This is a genomic window from Bradyrhizobium xenonodulans (assembly GCF_027594865.1).
Taxonomy (GTDB): domain Bacteria; phylum Pseudomonadota; class Alphaproteobacteria; order Rhizobiales; family Xanthobacteraceae; genus Bradyrhizobium; species Bradyrhizobium xenonodulans.
Genome location: NZ_CP089391.1, coordinates 6,675,934 through 6,693,986 on the forward strand (window position 1 = coordinate 6,675,934; position 18,053 = coordinate 6,693,986).

Genomic DNA, 18,053 nt, shown 5'->3' on the forward strand with positions numbered 1-18,053 from the left:
GGCTCAAGCCGCAGTGGCAGGCTCAGGGCAGTTGGTCAGCCGTGCGGGATTGCCGACCGCCGTGCAGCCGCCGGGAACGTTCGATGTCACCACCGTGCCGGCACCGATCTTGGCAAATGCGCCGATGCCGATGTCGCCGAGGATCGTTGCGCCCGCGCCGATATAGACCCCACGGCCGATGCGCGGCGAGCGCGCCGGCAGGTCACTACTGCGGCCGATGCTGACATTCTGGAGGATGGTGACCTCGTCGCCGATCATCACATTCGCGCCGATCACGATGCCGGTGGCGTGGTCGAGATAGACCGACGAGCCGATCTGTGCGGCCGGATGAATGCTGACCTGCAACAGGTTCGACGCCTCGTTCTGGAATAGCAGCGCCGCGTCGCGATGGTCATGACGCCAGAGCCAGTTCGAGACGCGCCAGGCCTGCAGCGCGACATAGCCCTTGAAATGCAGCAGCGGCGGCAACAGCCCGGCGATGGCGGGATCGCTGCGCCCGATGGCCTGCAAATCGCAGCCGGCGATCTCGATCAAGCCCGGCTGGCCGTGAAAGGCGGCGCGGGAAAAGGCGGCGAAGCGCGCACGCGCGGCCGCATCCTGGCCAAGCCTGCGTCCGATCAGGTCGGCGAGCACAGCCGCAAAATCGTCATGGGCCAGGACGGCATCGGCAACGGCCTTGCCGAAGACCGGATCGGCAGACACGGCACGCTCCGCTTCGCCGCGGATCTCCTGCCAGAGACTGTCGCTTGCCTTGATCGCAGCTTTGGCCATCGCCGCCTCCGGTCTGTCGCTACCCGTGACGGCGAATATAGGCGGTCCGGATCAAGGCGCCAAAACCAAACCGCCCGCCTGCGGGTTGCGCAGGCGGGCGGCTCGGGGCCATCAGGACTTTGGGGGCATGCGCCTGAAGGCTTTGAGAGGTGTCCAGATCAACCTTTCCAGATCAGCCTTTTCAGTTCAGCCTTTTCAGTTCAGCCTTGCGGCTGGTCGGTCGGCGGCGGGGTCGGGCGCGTCTTGTGCTGGGCCATGAACTGGTCGAACTCTTCCTTGTCCTTGGCGTGACGCAGACGGTCGAGGAAGTTCTTGAACTCGACCTGCTCCTCCTCGAGCCGGCGCAGCGTTTCAGAGCGGTACTCGTCGAAGGCGCGGTTGCCGGAGGTCGGCGGACCAAAGCCGAAGCCGAAACCATGGCGCTCCATGCGGCCGCGCATGCGGTCCATCTTGTACTGCATCCGCTCCATCTTGTTCTGCCAGCGATCCTGATTGCTCCAGCACGACATTCTTCTGCTCCCGAGTGTGAAAAAGAGAAGGGCAAGTCCGATCGGCCACCAGATGATGAAGCCGAGGATGGTCACGGCGATCCAGCCGGGATGCCAGGGCGTGTCCAGCATGCGGGGACGCTCATATTGTTGGTATTGGTCCGAAGGGCCGCGCCATCGATTGACATCAGCGGTGTAGGCCATTTCCCATCTCCATCACGGCACCAGCGCCGTTGTGAATGTAAATAACATTTACATAGCTAGACCATCCCGCGATTTTGTCAAGCTGGCCGCCTGACACGCCCGCGTGATTATTCGCGCAATTTTATTTCGGCTTGCCCCAGGGCCCGCCCGGCGGCATGCCTGAACCGGAGGGAGCCTCCGGCGGGATCGGCGGCGGCTCGGCGCCCTTCGCAGACGGCCGGCGGTCGGTCGGGAAGCCGAGGCCGCGCAGATAGATCAGCACCTCGGCCTCCAGCAGCTCGTCCGGCGACATCGGCAGTTTCCGGCGCGCGGCATCGCCACGCGAGAACAGCGAGGCGACGCCATGCGCCATCGACCAGATGTGCAGCGCCATCATCATCGCCGGCGGGCGCGGCGTGCCTGGCGGCGCCAGTGCCGCAAGCCGCTCGGCGGCAGCGCGAATGATGTTGAAAGCGCGCTCGCTCGCAGCCTGGAGCGCCGGATTGGCATCGACCGGCAGGCCGGATTCGAACATCGCGTTGTAGAAGGCCGGCTCGTCGCGGGCGAAGGCGAGATAGGCCCTGCCGACACGCTCGAACGCCGTGACCGTATCGGGCCGCCCGTCGTCCCAGGCCGCGGTCAGGCGCGCCTCGAACTGCTCGAAGCCGCGCTGCGCGATCGAGGACAACAGCTCGTCGCGGTCGCGGAAATGACGGTAAGGCGCCGCAGCGCTGACGCCGGCCATGCGCGCGGCATCGGCGAAGGTGAAGCCGGCCGCGCCCTTCTCGGCGATCAACCCGAGGGCGGCCTGCAACAGGGCTTCCTTCAGATTGCCGTGGTGATAGCCGCGCTCGGCGCGGCGCTGCTCCTTGCGCCAGCTCATGTGAACGACCTTTACATGAGCTGGGCGAGAAGGTCACTAGCGGGAAGCGGGTTGTGATTAACCCCGTAATTCGACGGCTCACCGGGCCGATGCGCCCGCATCGGCCCGGAAACGCCCACGTCCGAGGCTACATCTGCGGAATCGCCAGGACCGGCATGACCTCGATCGCCTCGCCGGGAAAGATCGCAAAATGCGGATGGTTCTCGAACAGTTTTGCGGCTTCCTCCTGCGAGGCGGCCCGCACCACGGTGAAGCCGGTCAGCGCATTGCTGATCTCGGCGATGCCGCTCGCGTCGATCCTGCGGGTCTTGCCGAGCGGGCCGCCCAGTTCGACGATGACGGCCTTGTGCTTCTCGACCCAGCCGTGCCAGGCGGCCATGCCCTCCCGCTCCCTCGCCTTCCGTTCGGCCTCGGGCAGCGCGTGCCAGGCCTTCATTTTTTCGCCGCTCATGCTGCCGAGATAGACGGCGAGGAATTTGTGTTCGGTGCTCATCGGTTCTCTCCTTGTTGATCGGTTGACGGCAGCCGCGATGTCATCGCGACCTCTGCGGCTACTTCTTCAGTTCGCCAAAGCCGGCGGCGGCCGCCTGCACCTCCGGCGGAAAATCGGCCATCTCCTGCACCTGGCGGATCTCGATGATTTCGTTCGGCGAGGCCGGGCACTTCCTCGCCCAGGCGATCGCTTCCTCCCGCGAGGCGACCTCGATCATCCAGTAGCCGCCCAAGACTTCCTTGGCTTCAGTGAAAGGACCATCGGTCACCACAGGCGCGCCGGTCGCGAACGAGACGCGCGCACCCATTGACGGCGGATGCAGGCCGTCGAGCGTGATCAGCACGCCGGCATCCTTCAGCGCCTCGTTGTAGCGCATCATCGCCGCGACGCGTTCGGGATCGAGTTGCACGTCCGGCGGCGCGGTCTCGTAGCCGAGCGGGATCATCAGCATCATGAATCGCATGGAGCATTCCTTGTCTTCGCGGTCATTCCGGAGGGCGCCGCGAGGCGCAGATCCGTAAATGACTGGGAACGGCAGGCCGATCCGGCGCCGCTCCCCTTCAAGACGAACGAACCCGTACGGAACCGACACGGAAACAGAAATTATTTCGGGGCATGATGCCGTGCTAGCGCGGCTGCGGGAGGAAGCGGCCGTCCTGCCGGGCAGCGCCGAAATAGACGTCGATGCGCCGGACCTTGCCGCCGGCGAAGGTGAAGAACTCCGTGTTCCGAAAGCTCCTGCCATCTGTCGCCAGACAGAGATAGGTGACGAAGGCCTCGTCGCCCCGGACGAAAATCCGTTCGATGTCGTGCCGCGCGATCCAGCCGGTGCCCTTCCAGCAACGCTCGAAATAGGCCGATTTGTCGAGATCGTCGTCGAACGGACTGGTGAAGCGGAAATCCTCGGCCAATGCGTCGGCGACGCCTTGCCGATCATTGGCGAGATAGGCGGCGAAGAGGTTTCGAATCAGGCGGTCGGGATCATCGGGCATTGGTCAACCTCCGGGGAGAGAACTCCCTGCAAGACGATGCACAACCGACGATGCCGACAATTGTCTGCAGCCGCGCACATGCGGCATGCCCAAATCGCGCCCGTATAACTACGGCTGCATCGCTGCCAGTTTATGAATTCAGACGTGAATATGAATCGAGAACGTTCGTAACCTGAATGAGATGCGCCCCGCATGGAAAACTCTGGAAAGCCCGCAGGTCTTTGCAAGGGTTTACAGTTGCTCAACGGGCATGTGCAACTTTTGGGTCATCCGAGACGGCGCCCTGATTCATTGAAGCCGCCTTCGAATCTTACGGAGTGACAATTGTTCAATTTCCAGAGCAAGAAGGTCAGGCACGCAGTTGCAGAGGTCGAGGCGCTCGACCGGTCGCAGGCTGTGATCGAATTCGGTCTCGACGGCACCATCCTCGATGCCAACGAGAACCTCCTGAAGATGAGCGGCTATACGCTCGCCGAGATCAAGGGCAAGCATCACAGCATCTTCGTCAGCCCGGCCGAGCGGGAGAGCGCGCGCTACCGCGACTTCTGGGCCAGCCTGAACCGCGGCGAATTCCAGACCACCCAATACAGGCGCTTCGGCAAGAACGGCAAGGAAGTCTGGGTCCACGCCTCCTACGCGCCGCTGCGCGACGAGAGCGGCAAGGTGATCAGCTTCATCAAGTTCGCCACCGACATCACGGCCTACAAGATGAGGACCATGGAGGACGCGGGCAAGATCGCCGCGATCAGCCGTGCGCAGGCCGTGATCGAGTTCAGCATGGACGGCACCATCCTCACCGCAAACGAGAATTTCCTCAACGTCGTGGGCTACTCGCTCGACGAGATCCAAGGCAAGCACCACAGCATGTTCGTGACGCCGGAGGATCGCGCCAGCTCGGCCTATGCCGATTTTTGGGCGCGGCTGAACCGCGGCCAGTTCGAGGCCGCCGAGTACAAGCGGTACGGCAAGGGCGGCAAGGAGATATGGATCCTGGCCACCTACAACCCGATCCTCGACGATATGGGCAGGCCGTTCAAGGTGGTGAAGTTCGCGACCGACGTCACCGCGCAAAAGATGAAGGCGGCCGACAATGACGGCCAGCTCGCCGCGATTCAAAAGTCGCAGGCGGTGATCGAATTCAACATGGATGGCACGATCCGCACCGCCAACCAGAATTTCCTGAACGCGATGGGTTACTCGCTGGCCGAGATCAAGGGGCAGCACCACTCCCTGTTCGTCGAGCCGAGCGACAAGAATTCGGCGGCCTATCGTCAGTTCTGGGAAACACTCAATCGCGGAGAATACCAGGCGGCAGAATACAAGCGGATTGCCAAGGGTGGCCGCGAGATCTGGATCCAGGCCTCCTACAACCCGATTCTGGACCTCAACGGAAAGCCCTACAAGGTGGTGAAATACGCCACCGACATTACCGCGCAGGCAATCGGTCGCAAGAAGGCCGACAATGCGCGCGGGCTGATCGAGGCCGTCGCCGCCGGCAGCGAAGAAATGAGCGCCTCGATTCGCGAGATCTCCGAGACCATGACGAAATCGCGCGAGACATCGAAGGTGGCGACGACTCGCGTCGAGGCCGCGGATAACCAGGCGCAGCGACTGAACGCGGCAGCGCAGGCGATGAGCGGCATCGTCGAGATGATTTCGGGGATTACCGGCCAGATCAATCTGCTCGCGCTCAATGCCACCATCGAATCGGCGCGTGCGGGCGAGGCCGGTCGGGGGTTTGCGGTGGTCGCGTCCGAGGTGAAGAGCCTCGCCAACCAGGCCAAGCAGGCCACCGACACGATCACGTCCGAGATCGACGCGCTGAACACGATTTCCGGTGATGTTGCGAGCTCGCTGACCGCAATCAAGGCCGCGATCGCCAATGTCAACGAGTATATCGCCTCCACCGCCGCAGCGGTCGAGGAGCAGAGCATCGTGACGGCCGACATGTCGGCCAACATGCAGCGCGCGTCGGCGGAGCTGTCGTAGGCGGCTTCCATCGCCGCCTGGCCCGCCCTTCGCCAAGCATCGAGATCGGCGTGGCCGGCACGGCATGGAATGACGTGGATGGTCGGCAATTCATCATTGCTGTGCTTGCCGATCGAAAAATGGTTGCACAATCAATGCGTGTATGGCCTATTGCGCCACGGGGATGAGGAAACAGCGAGGCTATCGTTAGCCGTTCGCGGTTTGCCGTCGATTTGGGGCTGAGACTGTTCTTATGAGATCGAAGATCGGGGCGCTGCCCCTTTTGCTTGTCGGATTTTTGTTGGCGAGTTGCGCGAGCCCACGTGGTCTTGATGAACCGCCCTTGCAGCTGCCACCATTGAAGCCGGGATTGGGCCGTGTCTACTTCACCCGGCCGGGCGAATTTGCAGGGTCGGCCGTTCAGCCCGAGATTCGGATGAACAATGAAGTCGTCGGCAGGTCTGTGCCCGGCGGGTTCTCTTTTGTCGACCGCCCCCCGGGGAAATACGCCGTAACAACGGCCACTGAGGTCGAAAATGCGGTTACGTTCCAGCTGGCTGCGGGCGAGACGAAGTACATCAAGACAGCAGTGACACCCGGCATCCTCGTCGGCCATGTCACGCCGACGCTTGAATTCCCCGAGCAGGGACAATCCGACATCAGCCGCCTCAGATATGTCGGCACCAAATTCTGATTCCTCTTTGGATCCCTTGCACGGGACCAACTAAACTGTCATGCCGCAGGCCAGAGTAAAGGACCGCGTCATGACCTCCTCTCCCTCCAAAGTTGCCCTCGTCACCGGCGCTGCGCGCGGGATTGGGCTGGCGACGGCGAAGCGCTTTCTCGCCGACGGGTGGCGCGTGGCGCTGCTCGATATCGAGGGAGAGCAGCAGGCGAGCGCGGCGGCGGCGCTGAACAATCCCGATGACACGCTGGCGATCACCTGCGATGTGTCCGACGCGGCGGCCGTGGGAGCTGCGATGGCCGCAGTCACGGCCCGCTTCGGTCGGCTCGACGCTCTCGTCAACAATGCCGGCGTCGCCGTGTTCGCGCCGGCGCTGGAGACCAGCGACGCCGACTGGAACAGGATCATGGCGGTCAATCTCACCGGCCCGTTCCTGTGCACCAAGGCGGCCGTGCCGCTGATGCGCGAGCAGGGCGGCGGCGCCATCGTCAACATCACCTCGATCTCGGCGGTGCGCGCCTCGACGCTGCGCTCGGCCTACGGCACCAGCAAGGCGGGCCTTGCGCATCTGACCAAGCAACTCGCGGTCGAGCTCGCTTCGCTCAACATCCGCGTCAACGCGGTCGCGCCGGGGCCGGTCGACACCGCGATGGCAAAGCAGGTGCACACAAGGGAGATCCGCGCCGACTATCACGACGCGATTCCGCTCAATCGCTACGGTCTGGAAGAGGAACTCGCCGAAGCGATCTACTTCCTGTGTTCCGAGCGATCGAGCTACATCACCGGCCAAATTTTGGCCGTTGATGGCGGCTTCGATGCAGCCGGCATCGGCCTGCCGACGCTGCGCGGCGAGCGGCGGAACGGGTAGGCACGGGATTTGTAGGGTGGGCAAAGGCGCGCAAGCGCCGTGCCCGCCATTCATCCCGACTTTGCGGCGCCAATGGTGGGCACGCGACGCTTTGCCCGCCCTACGTCACAGCGCCCTTGGAGGCTTCATGCGACGCGTCCCCTTCCTCAAAGCCCTGATGCTCGCATCCGTACTCTTCAGCGCGGCGCCCGCCACGGCCGAAATCCGCATCATCCAGTCGCCGGGTGGACAGGTCGGGCCGTTCCTCGATCTGTTCGAGAAGGTGCGCGCAAGCGGCGAGCGCGTGGTGATCGACGGCCCCTGCCTGTCCGCCTGCACGCTGGTGCTGAGCATCGTGCCGGGCGAGCGCATCTGTGTGACGAAACGCGCCGTGCTCGGCTTCCATGCAGCGCGCTCGGTCGACCGGCGCGGGCGCTTCTATGCCGAGCCGGAGGCATCCGAGGCGGTGCTGGAAGCCTATCCCGGGCCGGTGCGCGACTGGATCAGCCGCCACGGCGGCCTCTCGTCCAGATTGCTTCTGCTGAAGGGACGCGACCTTGCCGCGATTTATCCGCGCTGCCGGTGAGGATCAGGCGGCCGCGAGCGGTATGACCGGGTTGAATCCGCCGCTGTCCGGCGATTAAGCAGTTTTGCAAAATTCCGACTGTCCGGACACGAAATCCGCTCATCCGCTTCGCAATGCCTGCTCAATTTACGCGGTTTCCATTCTTTCCCGGCAGGATATGATGGTGTCGTCCGGATTGAGGCCGCCAGCAGCGGTCACAGACCAGGATCGTTCCGCTTTTTCAAGATTGACCATTTTCAAACGGCTCGCATGCAGCCCATCGATTTTCGCTACCGCCTGTCGGACCAGGGACGCATTGTCCTTGGCCAATTGAGTTCCGAGGAAACCGTCGAGTTCGAGGTGCTGTCGCGGCGCGACCGCGAGGGTCTCATGGACCTGCCGTCCGAGCTGCGCCTGCTCGAGCTCTATGTGAAATATGTCGGCTCGGATGCTCGGCCGGCGCTCGCGCCGTCGATGCCCGCCTGGCAAGCGAGCGGGCCACTACAGCGTCTGAGGCCGCCCGCGCGAACGACACTGCCGCTCAACTACATCTTGTCGATGCTGTTGATCGCAAGCGCCAGCTTCACGCTCATCGCTTTGCTCGTGAGCTAGCAGGCAGGCACGCCGGCGGAATTGCGCCGGATACGCGCTACGTCAGGCCTAGTAGAGTGTCTGAATCATCTGCGCCAATTCCATACTCGCGCAGATGAGCATACCCCAGAGTGCAAAGTTGATCTGTAGCGCCGCCGCCATCGGTCGCTCCCCTTCCAAATCACGTCCGCCCTAGTTTGTAGAATTTATGACCAGATGATTAGCGATTCTGACGCGTAGTTCACAGCCTAATATTACGCCAGTTATTGTGCGATGCGGTCCACATCAATTCATGAAGCGGCCTCACTGCTCTCGCAATGTGATGCAAGAGCAGGATTTCATATTCGGCCATGCCGGCCACGTCGTTTCCCTTAGGTTCCATTTAACCGGCGCGATGCAAGCTTCCGCGTGTGGAGTTTGCGTGTCGCGTACCGCACCAAGGGTCCGGCATGATGCGACATGGCCTCGTCTTGCTCACTTTTTGCGCAGCGCTCATGGGATGCGCGGTGGCGCCGGCGCAGGAGCGACGGCCGATCGCATGGGACGGCCTCGGCCAAGACCCGAACAAGCACCCGAACAGAGCCTCTAACCGTTCCTCGGTCACAAAGCAGCGTGCAGCGAACCCGGCGCCTGCGCAGGACAGTCCCAATCAGGAGCGGGAAAGAGTGCTCGGCACCTTGCGGCCGTACTCCGAGGCGTGGTGGGCGGTCCATGACGAGATCGAAGCGGAGAACGACAGGCAGCTCGGCACGAAGCTGGTGATCTGCCCGCGCTGCGTTCAACAGCCGTCGCCGGATGACGACGTGACCGGATCGCTCCGCTGAGGATACGGCCGATCGAGCATGATGTGAGGACTTGATGTGGGTCCCCTCTCCCGCAACATTGGAGAGAGGGGATCGCGGTTCAACAACTCATGCGGGCGACCTGCGCCTGTCACATTCCCTCGGCCGGGCAGTTCACCATCCAGGGAATGCCGAACTTGTCGACGCACATGCCAAAGCCCTTGGCCCAGAACGTCTTGCTGAAGGGCATGGTGACGCTGCCGCCGTCGGCGAGCGCGTTGAACTTGCGCTCGCCATCCGCGGGGTCCTTGACCGTGAGCGAGATCGAGAAGCCCTGGGCTTTATGAAAATGCTCGGGTGGCGCGTCGGAGGCCATCAATACGCTGCCGTCGGGCAGCGACATCCGCGCATGCATGATCATCTTCTCGCGGCCCGGCGAGGCCGGCATCTCCGGTGGCGCGTCCGAGGCGCGCAGCATGGCGTCGATCTTGCCGCCGAGCACCTTGACGTAGAAGTTGAACGCCGCTTCGCAGGTGTCCTGATAGAACAGATAAGCATTGAGCATCATTTCTCTCCTCTTCTTCGCTTCCTTCGGCAGACGGGGTGTTATTTCTCGGTGAGCTTCTTCAGGCTGGCGAGGCCGGCCTCGAAGTCCTTGCCGATCATGCTGTCCATGTTGATGAAGACCTGCATCAGCTTGGACATGAACGGCGCGGGACCGTACATCGCCCATGTGACCAGTGTGGCATCGCCTTGCGGCACAAAGGTGAACTCGGCGGTGTTGTGGCCCTCGAACGGGCGCTCGAAACCGAGCTTGATGCGCAGCTTTGACGGCCCGTTCGCCTCGAGGATCTCCATGTGGCCGGCACCGACATTGTTGTTGCCGTCCCAGGCATAGGTCGCGCCCTTGCCTGCCGCGGTTCCGCCAAATGCGCGCTTCATGGCGGGATCGCGGGTCTCATAGGGCGACCAGCCGGTCCAGCGGTGGAAATCGGCGACCTGCGGATAGATCGCATCGACCGGCGCCTTCACGGCAAGCGAGCGCTCGACACGAAATGTGTCGGGTTTTGTCAATGCGAAGACGAGCACTGCGGCTACGCCGACCGCGAGCACAACGGCAATGATGGCAATGGCTTTCAGCATGAACGGCTCCCTGGATACGGGATTAAGACGAAGGGCGGGGGCTGGGGCCGACAATTGGAAGCGCAATTATTTTCGCGGTCACTTCGCCTTCGCGCCCTGCCGGGCTCCGCCATTCGCGCCCTTCGGCTGGCTGTCCCTGATCAGGCGATCGATGTGCATGCGGATGTGGGCGGCTTCCGCGGAGGTGTTGGCAAGGGCGATGGCGCGGTCGAAGGCGATGCGGGCTTCGTCGTTACGTCCGAGCTGCATCAGGAAGGCGCCGCGGACGCCGTAGAAATGGAAGTAGTTGGCAAGTTTCGGCGCCAGCGGCTCGATCAGGTCAAGCGCGGCTTGCGGCCCGCGCACCTTGGAGACCGCGACCGCGCGATTGAGCGTCACCACCGGCGACGGCTGCACCAGTTCGAGCGCGCCATAGAGCAGGTCGATCTGCGTCCAGTCGGTCTCGTCCGGCGTCGACGCGCGCGCATGCAGCGCGGCGATCGCGGCCTGGATCTGGTAGGGACCGCTACGGCGATGCCGCATCGCCTTGTCGATCAAGGCGAGGCCTTCCGCAATCATGGTGCCGTTCCACAGCGTGCGGTCCTGGTCGTCGAGCAGGATCAGCGAGCCGTCGGCAGCAAAGCGCGCGGCGCTGCGCGCATGCTGCAACAGGATCAGCGCCGTCAGTCCCATGATCTCCGGCTCGCTCTGGAACAGCCGCAGCAACAGCCGCGCCAGCCGGATCGCCTCCTCGCACAGCGGCTTGCGCAGTTCTGCGGTATCGCCGCTCGCCGAATAGCCCTCGTTGAAGATCAGATAGATCATCGCGGCAACGCCGGCGAGCCTTTCAGAGCGCTCGACCGCGCCCGGTGTTTCGAACGGCGTCCCGGCTTCTGCGACCTTCGCCTTGGCGCGGGTGATGCGTTGCTCCATCGCCGCGTCCGAGACCAGGAAGGCGCGCGCGATCTGTTTCACGGTGAGACCGGAGACGATGCGCAGCGCCAGCGCGATCTGCTGCGTCGCCGGCAGCTGCGGATGGCAGCAGATGAACATCAGCCGCAAAATGTCGTCGCGATAGTGCGAGCCGTCGAGCCGGTCTGCGAGCGCGCCTTCGGCATCGTCGAGGTCGGAGATGGCCTGATCGTCCTCCGGCAGCGGCTGCTGCTTGCGGGTGCGGCGGACCTCGTCGATGGCGACGTTGCGCCCGACCATGATCAGCCAGGCCGCGGGGTCGCGCGGCGGCCCGTTCTGTGGCCAGGTCTTCAGCGCGCGCAGGCAGGCGTTCTGGAACGCTTCCTCGGCAGTGTCGAGATCGCGGAAATAGCGCAGCAGCGCGCCGACCGCCTGGGGGCGCGCCGAGGTCAGCGCAGTCTCGATCCAGGCGGTGTCGGTCTCGCTCACGCCGGGATTCCTCCGGGCCGGAACACGCCGACGGGACGCACCTCATAGGCGCCGCCGGGATTGGCAGCGCCGAGGTCGCGCGCGACATCGAGCGCGTCATCGAGGTTCTTGCAGTCGACGATGTAGAAGCCGAGCAGCTGCTCCTTGGTCTCGGCATAGGGGCCGTCGAGCACCAGCGGCGGGTCTTCCTTGCGCAGCGTCGCGGCCGCGGTGGTCGGCAGCAGCCGCGCCACCGGACCGAGCCGGCCCTGGCTCGTGAGCTTCTCCTGCACCACCGCGAGCTTCTTCATCACGGCCTCATCCTGGTCCTTGCTCCAGGAGCCGACGAAGTCCTCGTCGTGATAGCAAAGGATCGCATAAAGCATGGGCAGCACCTTCCTGAACGCGTGTTTTGAAGACGATCCACTATGCATCGCCCCGACAGGGCTGCGGAAAAAATTTGCGAGAAAAATCCGTCGGATCGTGCCAAGGAGGGCCACCAAAAGCGGAACCGACGAGGCACTACGAATGACCAAAGGCATACTGGCCGTCCTGATCAACAGCACACAGCAGAACTGGCTGCCGGAGCGCTGGAAGGCCCGGTTCGACGCGGTCTGCGGCGGACGCCGCGTGGTGCTTCTGCCGGATGCCGGGCTCGATCCGGCCGAGGTGCACTATGCGGCCGTGTGGAAGCCGGTGCCGGGCGACCTCGGATCCTTCCCCAATCTGCGGGCGATCTTCAATCTCGGCGCCGGCGTCGATGCGTTGATGGCGGACAAGAGCCTGCCCGATGTGCCGCTGGTCCGCGTCGCCGTGCCTGATCTCACCAACCGCATGACCGAATATGTCGCGCTCCACGTGCTGATGCACCACCGCCAGGAACTTTACCTGCGCGACTCGCAACGCGCGAAACGCTGGGAGCCGCTCTATCAGTGGCCGGCCAGCGCCGTGACGGTCGGCATGATGGGCCTGGGCACGCTCGGCGCGGACGCGGCCGACGTGCTGCGCCGGCTCGGCTTCCGCGTCGCCGGCTGGAGCCGCAGCCCGCGCACCATCGAGGGCGTCGAGTGTTTCCACGGCACCGACGGAATGGATGCCTTCCTGCGCAAGACCGACATTCTCGTCAGCCTGCTGCCGCTGACACCTGATACGCACGGCATTCTCAACCGTGACGTCTTCACAAAGCTCAACCGCAAAAGCCCGCTCGGCGCGCCCATCCTGATCAATGCCGGTCGCGGCGGCCTTCAGAACGAGGCCGATATTCTCGCCTGCCTCGACGACGGCACGCTGGGCGCCGCCTCGCTCGACGTCTTCGTGCAGGAGCCGCAGCCGGCCGACAGCCGGTTCTGGACCCATCCGAAGGTGGTGCTGACCCCGCACAATGCGGCCGACACCGACGCGGATGCGATCTCGGCCTATGTCGCCGAGCAGATCGCGCAGTTCGAAGCCGGCGGCGCGCTGGAGAACGTGGTGGATCGGGTGCGGGGGTACTAGCACTCGCCGGCGCCTCACCGACCACAACCAACCCGCGCCCCCGCCCCGTTCACGGTCTCTTAGCGAGAAGTTGATAGTCGTTCTTAACCAACGGTGAAAGAACGAGTCGGACATGCGCGCGAGCCTCGGCCTCAGGATGCGGATCACGGTGGCGCTGGCGGTGACGGCGGCGGCCACCGCGCTGTTTGCAGTGCTCGGGGCGATGTGGATCATCGCGGGGATCATCGACCGCGCCGACCAGCGTGAGCTGCGCAGCCATTACGATGCCCTGCAATCGCGCATCGCCGAGGAATCGCACCGCGCAGCCGCGATGAGCGCCGTCGTGGCGGCGATGCCGGCGACGCAGGAGGCCATGGCGAAGCAGGATCGCAACGCCTTGATCGGCCTGTTCGGGCCGGTCTTTGCCGCGACCAAGTCGGAGTACGGGGTCGAGCAGTTCCAGTTCCACGTCGCGCCGGCGACCTCGTTCCTGCGCGTTCACCAGCCCGCCAAATTCGGCGACGACCTCTCCAGCTTCCGCAAAACCGTCGTCGCCGCCAACCAGGACCATAAGGTCGTGGTCGGCCTCGAGGGCGGCGTGGCCGGACTCGGCATCCGGGGCGTGGTGCCCATTGCGCAAGGGGCCAAGCCTCTCGGCTCGGTGGAATTCGGCCTGACCTTCGGCCAATCCTTCCTCGACGACTTCAAGGCCAACCGCCATGTCGATGTCGCCTTCCATCTCGCCGACGGCTCCGCCTTCAAGCTGTTCGGCGGCACGCTGAAGGGCAAGAGCTTCTTCGATGCAGCCGATTACGGCCGCGCCACCCAGGGCGGCTTCACGGTAAAGCAGGCCAAGCTCGACACCACGCCGGTCGCCGCCCTGCTCGGACCGATCAAGGACTTTTCCGGCAAGCCGCTCGGCGCCGTCGAACTGGTGATGGACAATGCCGATTACGAGGCGTCCGCCGACCGCGCCTGGATGCTGGCGATCGCGATCGCCGCGCTGGGACTCGTGCTGGCGGCGATCGTCGGCTATCTCATCGCCCGCAGCATCTCGCGCCCGATCATCTCCATTACCTCCGCGATGCGCGAGCTCGCCGACGGCAAGCTCGACGTCGCCATTCCCGTCAGCAAATCGAACGACGAGGTCGGTGCGATGGTGAAGGCGGTCGCAGTGTTCCGCGACAATGCCGTGAATTTCAACAAGCTGCAGGCCGATCAGCTCGAGGCCAAGGCGCAATCCGAGGCGGAGAAGCGCCGCGCCTTCGCCGCGCTTGCCGACAATTTCGAGGCAAGCATCCGCGACGTCGTCACCACGGTGTCCTCGGCCGCGGTCGAGATGGAGCACACCGCGCGCTCGATGTCGGCCATCGTCGAGCAATCGCGGCAGCAGACCCGCACGGTGTCGTCGGCCTCGGCGCTCGCCTCGGAGAACGTGCAGACGGTTGCGGCCGCCGCGGAGGAATTGTCCTCGTCGATGACCGAAATCAGCCGCCGTCTCGCGCATGCGACCGAGGTGGTCGGCAAGGCCGCAAGCGACGGACGGGCGTCGAATGCGCGGGTGCAGAGCCTTGCGGATGCGGCGCAAAAGATCGGCGACGTCGTCTCCTTCATCAACGGCATTGCAGGCCAGACCAATCTGCTGGCGCTCAACGCAACCATCGAGGCGGCACGCGCGGGCGAGGCCGGCCGCGGCTTTGCCGTGGTCGCCTCCGAGGTGAAGGCCCTCGCGACCCAGACCGCGAAGGCGACCGAGGAGATCGGCGCGCAAGTGACGGCGGTGCAGGGCGAGACATCAGGCGCGGTGGACGGCATCCAGTCGATCTGCGCGACGATCCAGCAGGTCGATGAAATCTCGGCCGCGATCGCGGCCGCCGTCGGCCAGCAGGGCACGGCGACGCAGGAGATCGCGCAGAACGTCCAGCAGGCTGCCGCTCGTACCGGCGAGGTCTCGCAGAACATCGCGGGCGTCACCGACGGTATCGCCGCGACCGGCACGGCCGCGGAGGAAGTGCTGGGCTCGGCGATCGAGCTCTCAAAACAGTCGCAGCGGCTGCGGGACGAGGTGGATCGTTTCCTCGCGCATATTCGCGCGGCTTAGCGCTACCCCTTAACTCCCACCATCACGTCGATCGCGCCCTTTACGATCGCCTCCAGATCCTTGCGCGAGACGCTGGCGCGGGAGCGGATGGCGATCGAGTGCACGGTCGACGATGCGACCTGCGCCAGCACGGCAGGATCGGCGCTCTCCGGCAATTCGCCTTTCTCCTTGGCGCGGCGAAAGCAATTCGTGAAAGCCTTGTCGAGCTCCGACAGGCCATCCAGCACCATGGCGCGGATCTCGGGATCACTCACCGCTTCGGACGCCGCGGTCACGACCGTGAAGCAGCCGCGCGGACCGGTCTCGCCGGAGAGATAGATGTTCAGCGCGGAAGCGAAGATGCGCTCGAGCCGTTGGCGCACCGGCATCTCCTGGCGAAAGATCTCCACCATCGCTGCGCGCGCTTCCTCGCGATAGCGCTGGTAGCTCTTGATGTAGAGCTCGCGCTTGTCGCCGAACGCGCCATAGAGGCTCGGCCGGTTCATGCCGGTGGCTTCGCTTAAATCGTCCAGCGACGTCGCCGCAAAGCCCTGCCGGCGGAACAGGTCGAGCGCCTTGCCGAGCGCGATTTCGGGCTCGTAGGCGCGCGGGCGGCCGCGGCGCTTCGGCTCGCCGCGGCGCTCGGGCTCATTGGCAGCAGCTGGCGGCTTTGATTTTTGTACCATTTCGCAAATTAATCCTTGACCAAGCCTATATTATGCAAGATGGTACAAAAATCAATCTGGCCAGGTTGAGCGACAGTCCGAAAGTCACACGAGAAGAGTCACAGAGGAATTGCCCAAGGAGGCCCAAGATGGATCTTTATTTCTCGCCCCTCGCCTGCTCCATGGCGACCCGCGTCGCGCTGTATGAAGCCGGCGCCGAGGCGAATTATCTCGAAGTCGATCCGCCGACCAAGAAAGTGCTGAACGACGGCACCGACTTCCGCACCGTCAACCCGATCGGTCTCGTGCCGACATTGCGTACCGACGAGGGCGTGGTGGTGACCGAGAACGCGGCGATCCTGCAATATGTCGCCGACCGTTTCCCGCAATCCGGCCTCGGCGCGGCGCAGGGCATCGATCGCACCCGGCTGCACCAGTGGCTCTGCTTCATCGGCACCGAGCTGCACAAGGGGCTCTTCATCCCCGTGCTCGACCGCAAGGCGCCGCAGGAGATGAAAGCCTATGCGCTGGAGAAGAACCTGTCGCGGCTCGACTATCTCGACAATTACCTGAAAGGCCGCGACTTCCTGCTCGACCATTTCAGCGTCGCCGATGCCTATCTGGTCACGGTCATCAATTGGACCATGGCGACGCCGCCGATCGAGCTCGCCAAATGGCCCAACGTGAAGGCCTATTACGAGCGCCTGCGCCAGCGGCCGTCGGTCGCAAAGGCGATCGCCGAGGAGTTCGAGCTGTACAAGGCCGAGCAGGCGCGGAAGAAGGCGGCGGCGTAAGGCCAAAGCCGGATCTGATAGTTCGCCTGCCAGCGCCGTCGTCCCGGCTAGGCCGGAACGACGGCGTCCTTTGAGCAGTTCAGCTATTTCGGCGCTTGCAGCACGATCCCATAGCGACCGTATATCCGATCGATCGTGCCGTCGTTCCGCAGCCGCTCCAGCGCGCCGTCGATGGCTTCGCGCAGCGCATCGTCCGGGCGGATCATGCCGACGGCGACGTTCCAGTTGAGGTCGGCTACGCTCTCGTCGCGGTCCAGGATCCGGAGCGCCTTGTCCGGATGCGTCAGATTGAAATAGCTCGCGGCGGTGGGCGTGACTGCGGCGGCATCGATCTCATGGTTCGACACGGCCTCGAGGCTGTCGCTCTCGAAGCCGAAGGTCGATATGGGCACGTGCCGTTGACCGATGATCATGGCTGCGACGGATCCGACCTGCACCCCCACTTTGGTATGCTCGTTGAGGCTCTGGAACGAGGCGAGCGTGCTGGACGACGGAACCGCGAGCGCGACACCCGCGCGATAATACGGCTTCGAGATCCTCAAGCGGGTTTCGCCTTGCGCTTCGCGGTCGGCGATGACGTCCAGAACAATGTCGCAGCCGGCGCTGCGCATTTGGTACTGCGTGATGATCCAGTCGAGCCTCAGCGAGACACCGAGCTCGCGCGCCAGCACCCGTCCCAACTCGACCTGAAAGCCGGGCGGATCTCCAGCCTTGCGCGCAAAGGGAAGCGAGTTGGGATGCGCGCAAAGCCCGATCTCGCCACTCGAGCGGACCGCCTCCAGGGTTCGCGCCTGCGCCGGTCCCGACAGCCCGATGCCGGCAGCGACGATGACCGGGACAATTGCCTTCATTCCGCATCCTCATCTGGATGGATCGTTCATCCCTCGCGCGGCTTCAAGGCGCGGATGTATTTGACGATCTGCTCGATCTGGGCCTCGGTGAAGGCGCCGTCGAATGCCGGCATCGCGCCCTGCTTGCCGTGCTTGATGCGGTTGCGGATAAAGTCGTCGTCGCGCGGCGAGTTCATCAGTTGCGGCCCCTTGCCGGCAGCCCGCCCGCCGTCGGAGTGACAAAAGCCGCAAGTCCCCGCGAACACCTGCTCGACCTCAAATGTCCCATTCTCGGGCGCAGGCGTGGTGGATTGCGCCTGAGCCAGCACAGCGCACAGCAACGAGGCGCCCAGCACGGCCGGACTCGTCTTCAAATGCAGTTTCAACACGTCCGCTCCATTCCGCAAATCACGTGCGGCCGCTTCGATCGACCGGAGAGCGGCTTGCGCCCGCTCCCCGGC

The 18,053-nt window shown here is 64.2% G+C and carries 22 protein-coding genes; 9 read left to right on the forward strand and 13 right to left on the reverse strand.

Annotated elements, in window-relative coordinates; translation table 11 throughout:
* Positions 1 to 3: 3 nt before the first annotated feature.
* The 6 genes from I3J27_RS31780 to I3J27_RS31805 all read right to left on the reverse strand — a co-directional run bounded on the left by I3J27_RS31780 (position 4) and on the right by I3J27_RS31805 (position 3,810).
* On the reverse strand, positions 4 to 771 hold the full coding sequence (locus I3J27_RS31780; RefSeq protein ID WP_270162801.1) for a serine acetyltransferase domain-containing protein: 768 nt from the start codon (positions 769 to 771) through the stop codon (positions 4 to 6).
* A 200-nt stretch (positions 772 to 971) separates the two neighbouring features.
* On the reverse strand, positions 972 to 1,463 hold the full coding sequence (locus I3J27_RS31785) for a DUF2852 domain-containing protein (RefSeq protein WP_270162803.1): 492 nt from the start codon (positions 1,461 to 1,463) through the stop codon (positions 972 to 974).
* Positions 1,464 to 1,584: 121 nt separating this feature from the next.
* On the reverse strand, positions 1,585 to 2,325 hold the full coding sequence (locus I3J27_RS31790; RefSeq protein ID WP_270162805.1) for a TetR/AcrR family transcriptional regulator: 741 nt from the start codon (positions 2,323 to 2,325) through the stop codon (positions 1,585 to 1,587).
* Between the two features lie 127 nt (positions 2,326 to 2,452).
* Positions 2,453 to 2,818 carry a YciI family protein gene (locus tag I3J27_RS31795; RefSeq protein WP_270162806.1) on the reverse strand — a complete coding sequence of 122 codons (366 nt, stop codon included), beginning with the start codon at positions 2,816 to 2,818 and terminating at the stop codon, positions 2,453 to 2,455.
* 58 nt (positions 2,819 to 2,876) lie between these two features.
* Positions 2,877 to 3,281: a YciI family protein gene (locus I3J27_RS31800; protein ID WP_270162807.1), complete on the reverse strand. Its 405-nt coding sequence runs from the start codon at positions 3,279 to 3,281 to the stop codon at positions 2,877 to 2,879.
* 163 nt (positions 3,282 to 3,444) lie between these two features.
* Positions 3,445 to 3,810: a nuclear transport factor 2 family protein gene (locus I3J27_RS31805; protein ID WP_270162809.1), complete on the reverse strand. Its 366-nt coding sequence runs from the start codon at positions 3,808 to 3,810 to the stop codon at positions 3,445 to 3,447.
* A gap of 324 nt (positions 3,811 to 4,134) precedes the next feature.
* Here I3J27_RS31805 and I3J27_RS31810 point away from each other — a divergent pair, with 324 nt between their 5' ends.
* The 6 genes from I3J27_RS31810 (at position 4,135) to I3J27_RS31835 (ending at position 9,290) form a co-directional block, all read left to right on the forward strand.
* The gene (locus I3J27_RS31810) at positions 4,135 to 5,799 is read left to right on the forward strand and encodes a methyl-accepting chemotaxis protein (RefSeq protein ID WP_270162810.1); all 1,665 of its coding nucleotides are present in this window, start codon (positions 4,135 to 4,137) and stop codon (positions 5,797 to 5,799) included.
* A gap of 232 nt (positions 5,800 to 6,031) precedes the next feature.
* Entirely contained in the window at positions 6,032 to 6,472 is a 441-nt protein-coding gene (locus I3J27_RS31815; RefSeq protein ID WP_270162811.1) for a DUF2846 domain-containing protein, read from the forward strand.
* A 70-nt stretch (positions 6,473 to 6,542) separates the two neighbouring features.
* On the forward strand, positions 6,543 to 7,331 hold the full coding sequence (locus I3J27_RS31820; RefSeq protein ID WP_270162812.1) for an SDR family NAD(P)-dependent oxidoreductase: 789 nt from the start codon (positions 6,543 to 6,545) through the stop codon (positions 7,329 to 7,331).
* Between the two features lie 127 nt (positions 7,332 to 7,458).
* Positions 7,459 to 7,896, forward strand: coding sequence for a hypothetical protein (locus I3J27_RS31825; RefSeq protein ID WP_270162813.1), 438 nt, complete (start codon positions 7,459 to 7,461; stop codon positions 7,894 to 7,896).
* Between the two features lie 249 nt (positions 7,897 to 8,145).
* A complete protein-coding gene (locus tag I3J27_RS31830) occupies positions 8,146 to 8,487 on the forward strand; it encodes a hypothetical protein (RefSeq protein ID WP_270162815.1) in 342 nt (113 codons plus the stop codon).
* A gap of 428 nt (positions 8,488 to 8,915) precedes the next feature.
* Positions 8,916 to 9,290: a hypothetical protein gene (locus I3J27_RS31835; protein WP_270162816.1), complete on the forward strand. Its 375-nt coding sequence runs from the start codon at positions 8,916 to 8,918 to the stop codon at positions 9,288 to 9,290.
* A 109-nt stretch (positions 9,291 to 9,399) separates the two neighbouring features.
* On the opposite strand, the gene I3J27_RS31840 is transcribed toward I3J27_RS31835, so the two are convergent.
* From I3J27_RS31840 to I3J27_RS31855, 4 genes are all read right to left on the reverse strand, one after another.
* Entirely contained in the window at positions 9,400 to 9,813 is a 414-nt protein-coding gene (locus tag I3J27_RS31840) for a VOC family protein (protein WP_270172925.1), read from the reverse strand.
* A 41-nt stretch (positions 9,814 to 9,854) separates the two neighbouring features.
* A complete protein-coding gene (locus I3J27_RS31845; protein ID WP_270162817.1) occupies positions 9,855 to 10,391 on the reverse strand; it encodes an SRPBCC family protein in 537 nt (178 codons plus the stop codon).
* Between the two features lie 78 nt (positions 10,392 to 10,469).
* Positions 10,470 to 11,771 (reverse strand): RNA polymerase sigma factor, encoded by a 1,302-nt coding sequence (locus I3J27_RS31850; RefSeq protein WP_270162818.1) that lies wholly within the window; start codon positions 11,769 to 11,771, stop codon positions 10,470 to 10,472.
* Positions 11,768 to 12,136 carry a YciI family protein gene (locus I3J27_RS31855; RefSeq protein ID WP_270162819.1) on the reverse strand — a complete coding sequence of 123 codons (369 nt, stop codon included), beginning with the start codon at positions 12,134 to 12,136 and terminating at the stop codon, positions 11,768 to 11,770. The genes I3J27_RS31850 and I3J27_RS31855 overlap by 4 nt, the downstream gene beginning before the upstream one ends.
* Before the next feature lie 142 nt (positions 12,137 to 12,278).
* On the opposite strand from I3J27_RS31855, the gene I3J27_RS31860 reads away from it, so the two are divergent.
* A complete protein-coding gene (locus I3J27_RS31860; protein ID WP_270162821.1) occupies positions 12,279 to 13,244 on the forward strand; it encodes a 2-hydroxyacid dehydrogenase in 966 nt (321 codons plus the stop codon).
* A 112-nt stretch (positions 13,245 to 13,356) separates the two neighbouring features.
* A complete protein-coding gene (locus tag I3J27_RS31865; protein WP_270162823.1) occupies positions 13,357 to 15,324 on the forward strand; it encodes a methyl-accepting chemotaxis protein in 1,968 nt (655 codons plus the stop codon).
* Positions 15,325 to 15,326: 2 nt separating this feature from the next.
* Here the strand turns inward: I3J27_RS31865 and I3J27_RS31870 are convergent, their stop codons facing one another.
* Positions 15,327 to 15,989 (reverse strand): TetR/AcrR family transcriptional regulator, encoded by a 663-nt coding sequence (locus I3J27_RS31870; protein WP_270162824.1) that lies wholly within the window; start codon positions 15,987 to 15,989, stop codon positions 15,327 to 15,329.
* A 128-nt stretch (positions 15,990 to 16,117) separates the two neighbouring features.
* Here I3J27_RS31870 and I3J27_RS31875 point away from each other — a divergent pair, with 128 nt between their 5' ends.
* Complete coding sequence (locus I3J27_RS31875; RefSeq protein WP_270162825.1) at positions 16,118 to 16,762, forward strand: glutathione binding-like protein; 645 nt, start codon at positions 16,118 to 16,120, stop codon at positions 16,760 to 16,762.
* An 83-nt stretch (positions 16,763 to 16,845) separates the two neighbouring features.
* Here I3J27_RS31875 and I3J27_RS31880 read toward each other — a convergent pair whose 3' ends face one another.
* Together I3J27_RS31880 and I3J27_RS31885 are read right to left on the reverse strand one after the other, a co-directional pair.
* Entirely contained in the window at positions 16,846 to 17,613 is a 768-nt protein-coding gene (locus I3J27_RS31880) for a substrate-binding periplasmic protein (RefSeq protein ID WP_270162826.1), read from the reverse strand.
* A gap of 26 nt (positions 17,614 to 17,639) precedes the next feature.
* On the reverse strand, positions 17,640 to 17,981 hold the full coding sequence (locus I3J27_RS31885; protein ID WP_270162827.1) for a c-type cytochrome: 342 nt from the start codon (positions 17,979 to 17,981) through the stop codon (positions 17,640 to 17,642).
* Between the last annotated feature and the right edge of the window lie 72 nt (positions 17,982 to 18,053).

Coding starts and splice junctions, on each gene's coding strand:
- I3J27_RS31780 (WP_270162801.1), bottom strand. CDS start 771: ATGGCCAAAGCTGCGATCAAGGCAAGCGACAGTCTCTGGCAGGAGATC.
- I3J27_RS31785 (WP_270162803.1), bottom strand. CDS start 1,463: ATGGCCTACACCGCTGATGTCAATCGATGGCGCGGCCCTTCGGACCAA.
- I3J27_RS31790 (WP_270162805.1), bottom strand. CDS start 2,325: ATGAGCTGGCGCAAGGAGCAGCGCCGCGCCGAGCGCGGCTATCACCAC.
- I3J27_RS31795 (WP_270162806.1), bottom strand. CDS start 2,818: ATGAGCACCGAACACAAATTCCTCGCCGTCTATCTCGGCAGCATGAGC.
- I3J27_RS31800 (WP_270162807.1), bottom strand. CDS start 3,281: ATGCGATTCATGATGCTGATGATCCCGCTCGGCTACGAGACCGCGCCG.
- I3J27_RS31805 (WP_270162809.1), bottom strand. CDS start 3,810: ATGCCCGATGATCCCGACCGCCTGATTCGAAACCTCTTCGCCGCCTAT.
- I3J27_RS31815 (WP_270162811.1), top strand. CDS start 6,032: ATGAGATCGAAGATCGGGGCGCTGCCCCTTTTGCTTGTCGGATTTTTG.
- I3J27_RS31820 (WP_270162812.1), top strand. CDS start 6,543: ATGACCTCCTCTCCCTCCAAAGTTGCCCTCGTCACCGGCGCTGCGCGC.
- I3J27_RS31825 (WP_270162813.1), top strand. CDS start 7,459: ATGCGACGCGTCCCCTTCCTCAAAGCCCTGATGCTCGCATCCGTACTC.
- I3J27_RS31830 (WP_270162815.1), top strand. CDS start 8,146: ATGCAGCCCATCGATTTTCGCTACCGCCTGTCGGACCAGGGACGCATT.
- I3J27_RS31835 (WP_270162816.1), top strand. CDS start 8,916: ATGATGCGACATGGCCTCGTCTTGCTCACTTTTTGCGCAGCGCTCATG.
- I3J27_RS31840 (WP_270172925.1), bottom strand. CDS start 9,813: ATGCTCAATGCTTATCTGTTCTATCAGGACACCTGCGAAGCGGCGTTC.
- I3J27_RS31845 (WP_270162817.1), bottom strand. CDS start 10,391: ATGCTGAAAGCCATTGCCATCATTGCCGTTGTGCTCGCGGTCGGCGTA.
- I3J27_RS31855 (WP_270162819.1), bottom strand. CDS start 12,136: ATGCTTTATGCGATCCTTTGCTATCACGACGAGGACTTCGTCGGCTCC.
- I3J27_RS31860 (WP_270162821.1), top strand. CDS start 12,279: ATGACCAAAGGCATACTGGCCGTCCTGATCAACAGCACACAGCAGAAC.
- I3J27_RS31865 (WP_270162823.1), top strand. CDS start 13,357: ATGCGCGCGAGCCTCGGCCTCAGGATGCGGATCACGGTGGCGCTGGCG.
- I3J27_RS31870 (WP_270162824.1), bottom strand. CDS start 15,989: ATGGTACAAAAATCAAAGCCGCCAGCTGCTGCCAATGAGCCCGAGCGC.
- I3J27_RS31875 (WP_270162825.1), top strand. CDS start 16,118: ATGGATCTTTATTTCTCGCCCCTCGCCTGCTCCATGGCGACCCGCGTC.
- I3J27_RS31880 (WP_270162826.1), bottom strand. CDS start 17,613: ATGAAGGCAATTGTCCCGGTCATCGTCGCTGCCGGCATCGGGCTGTCG.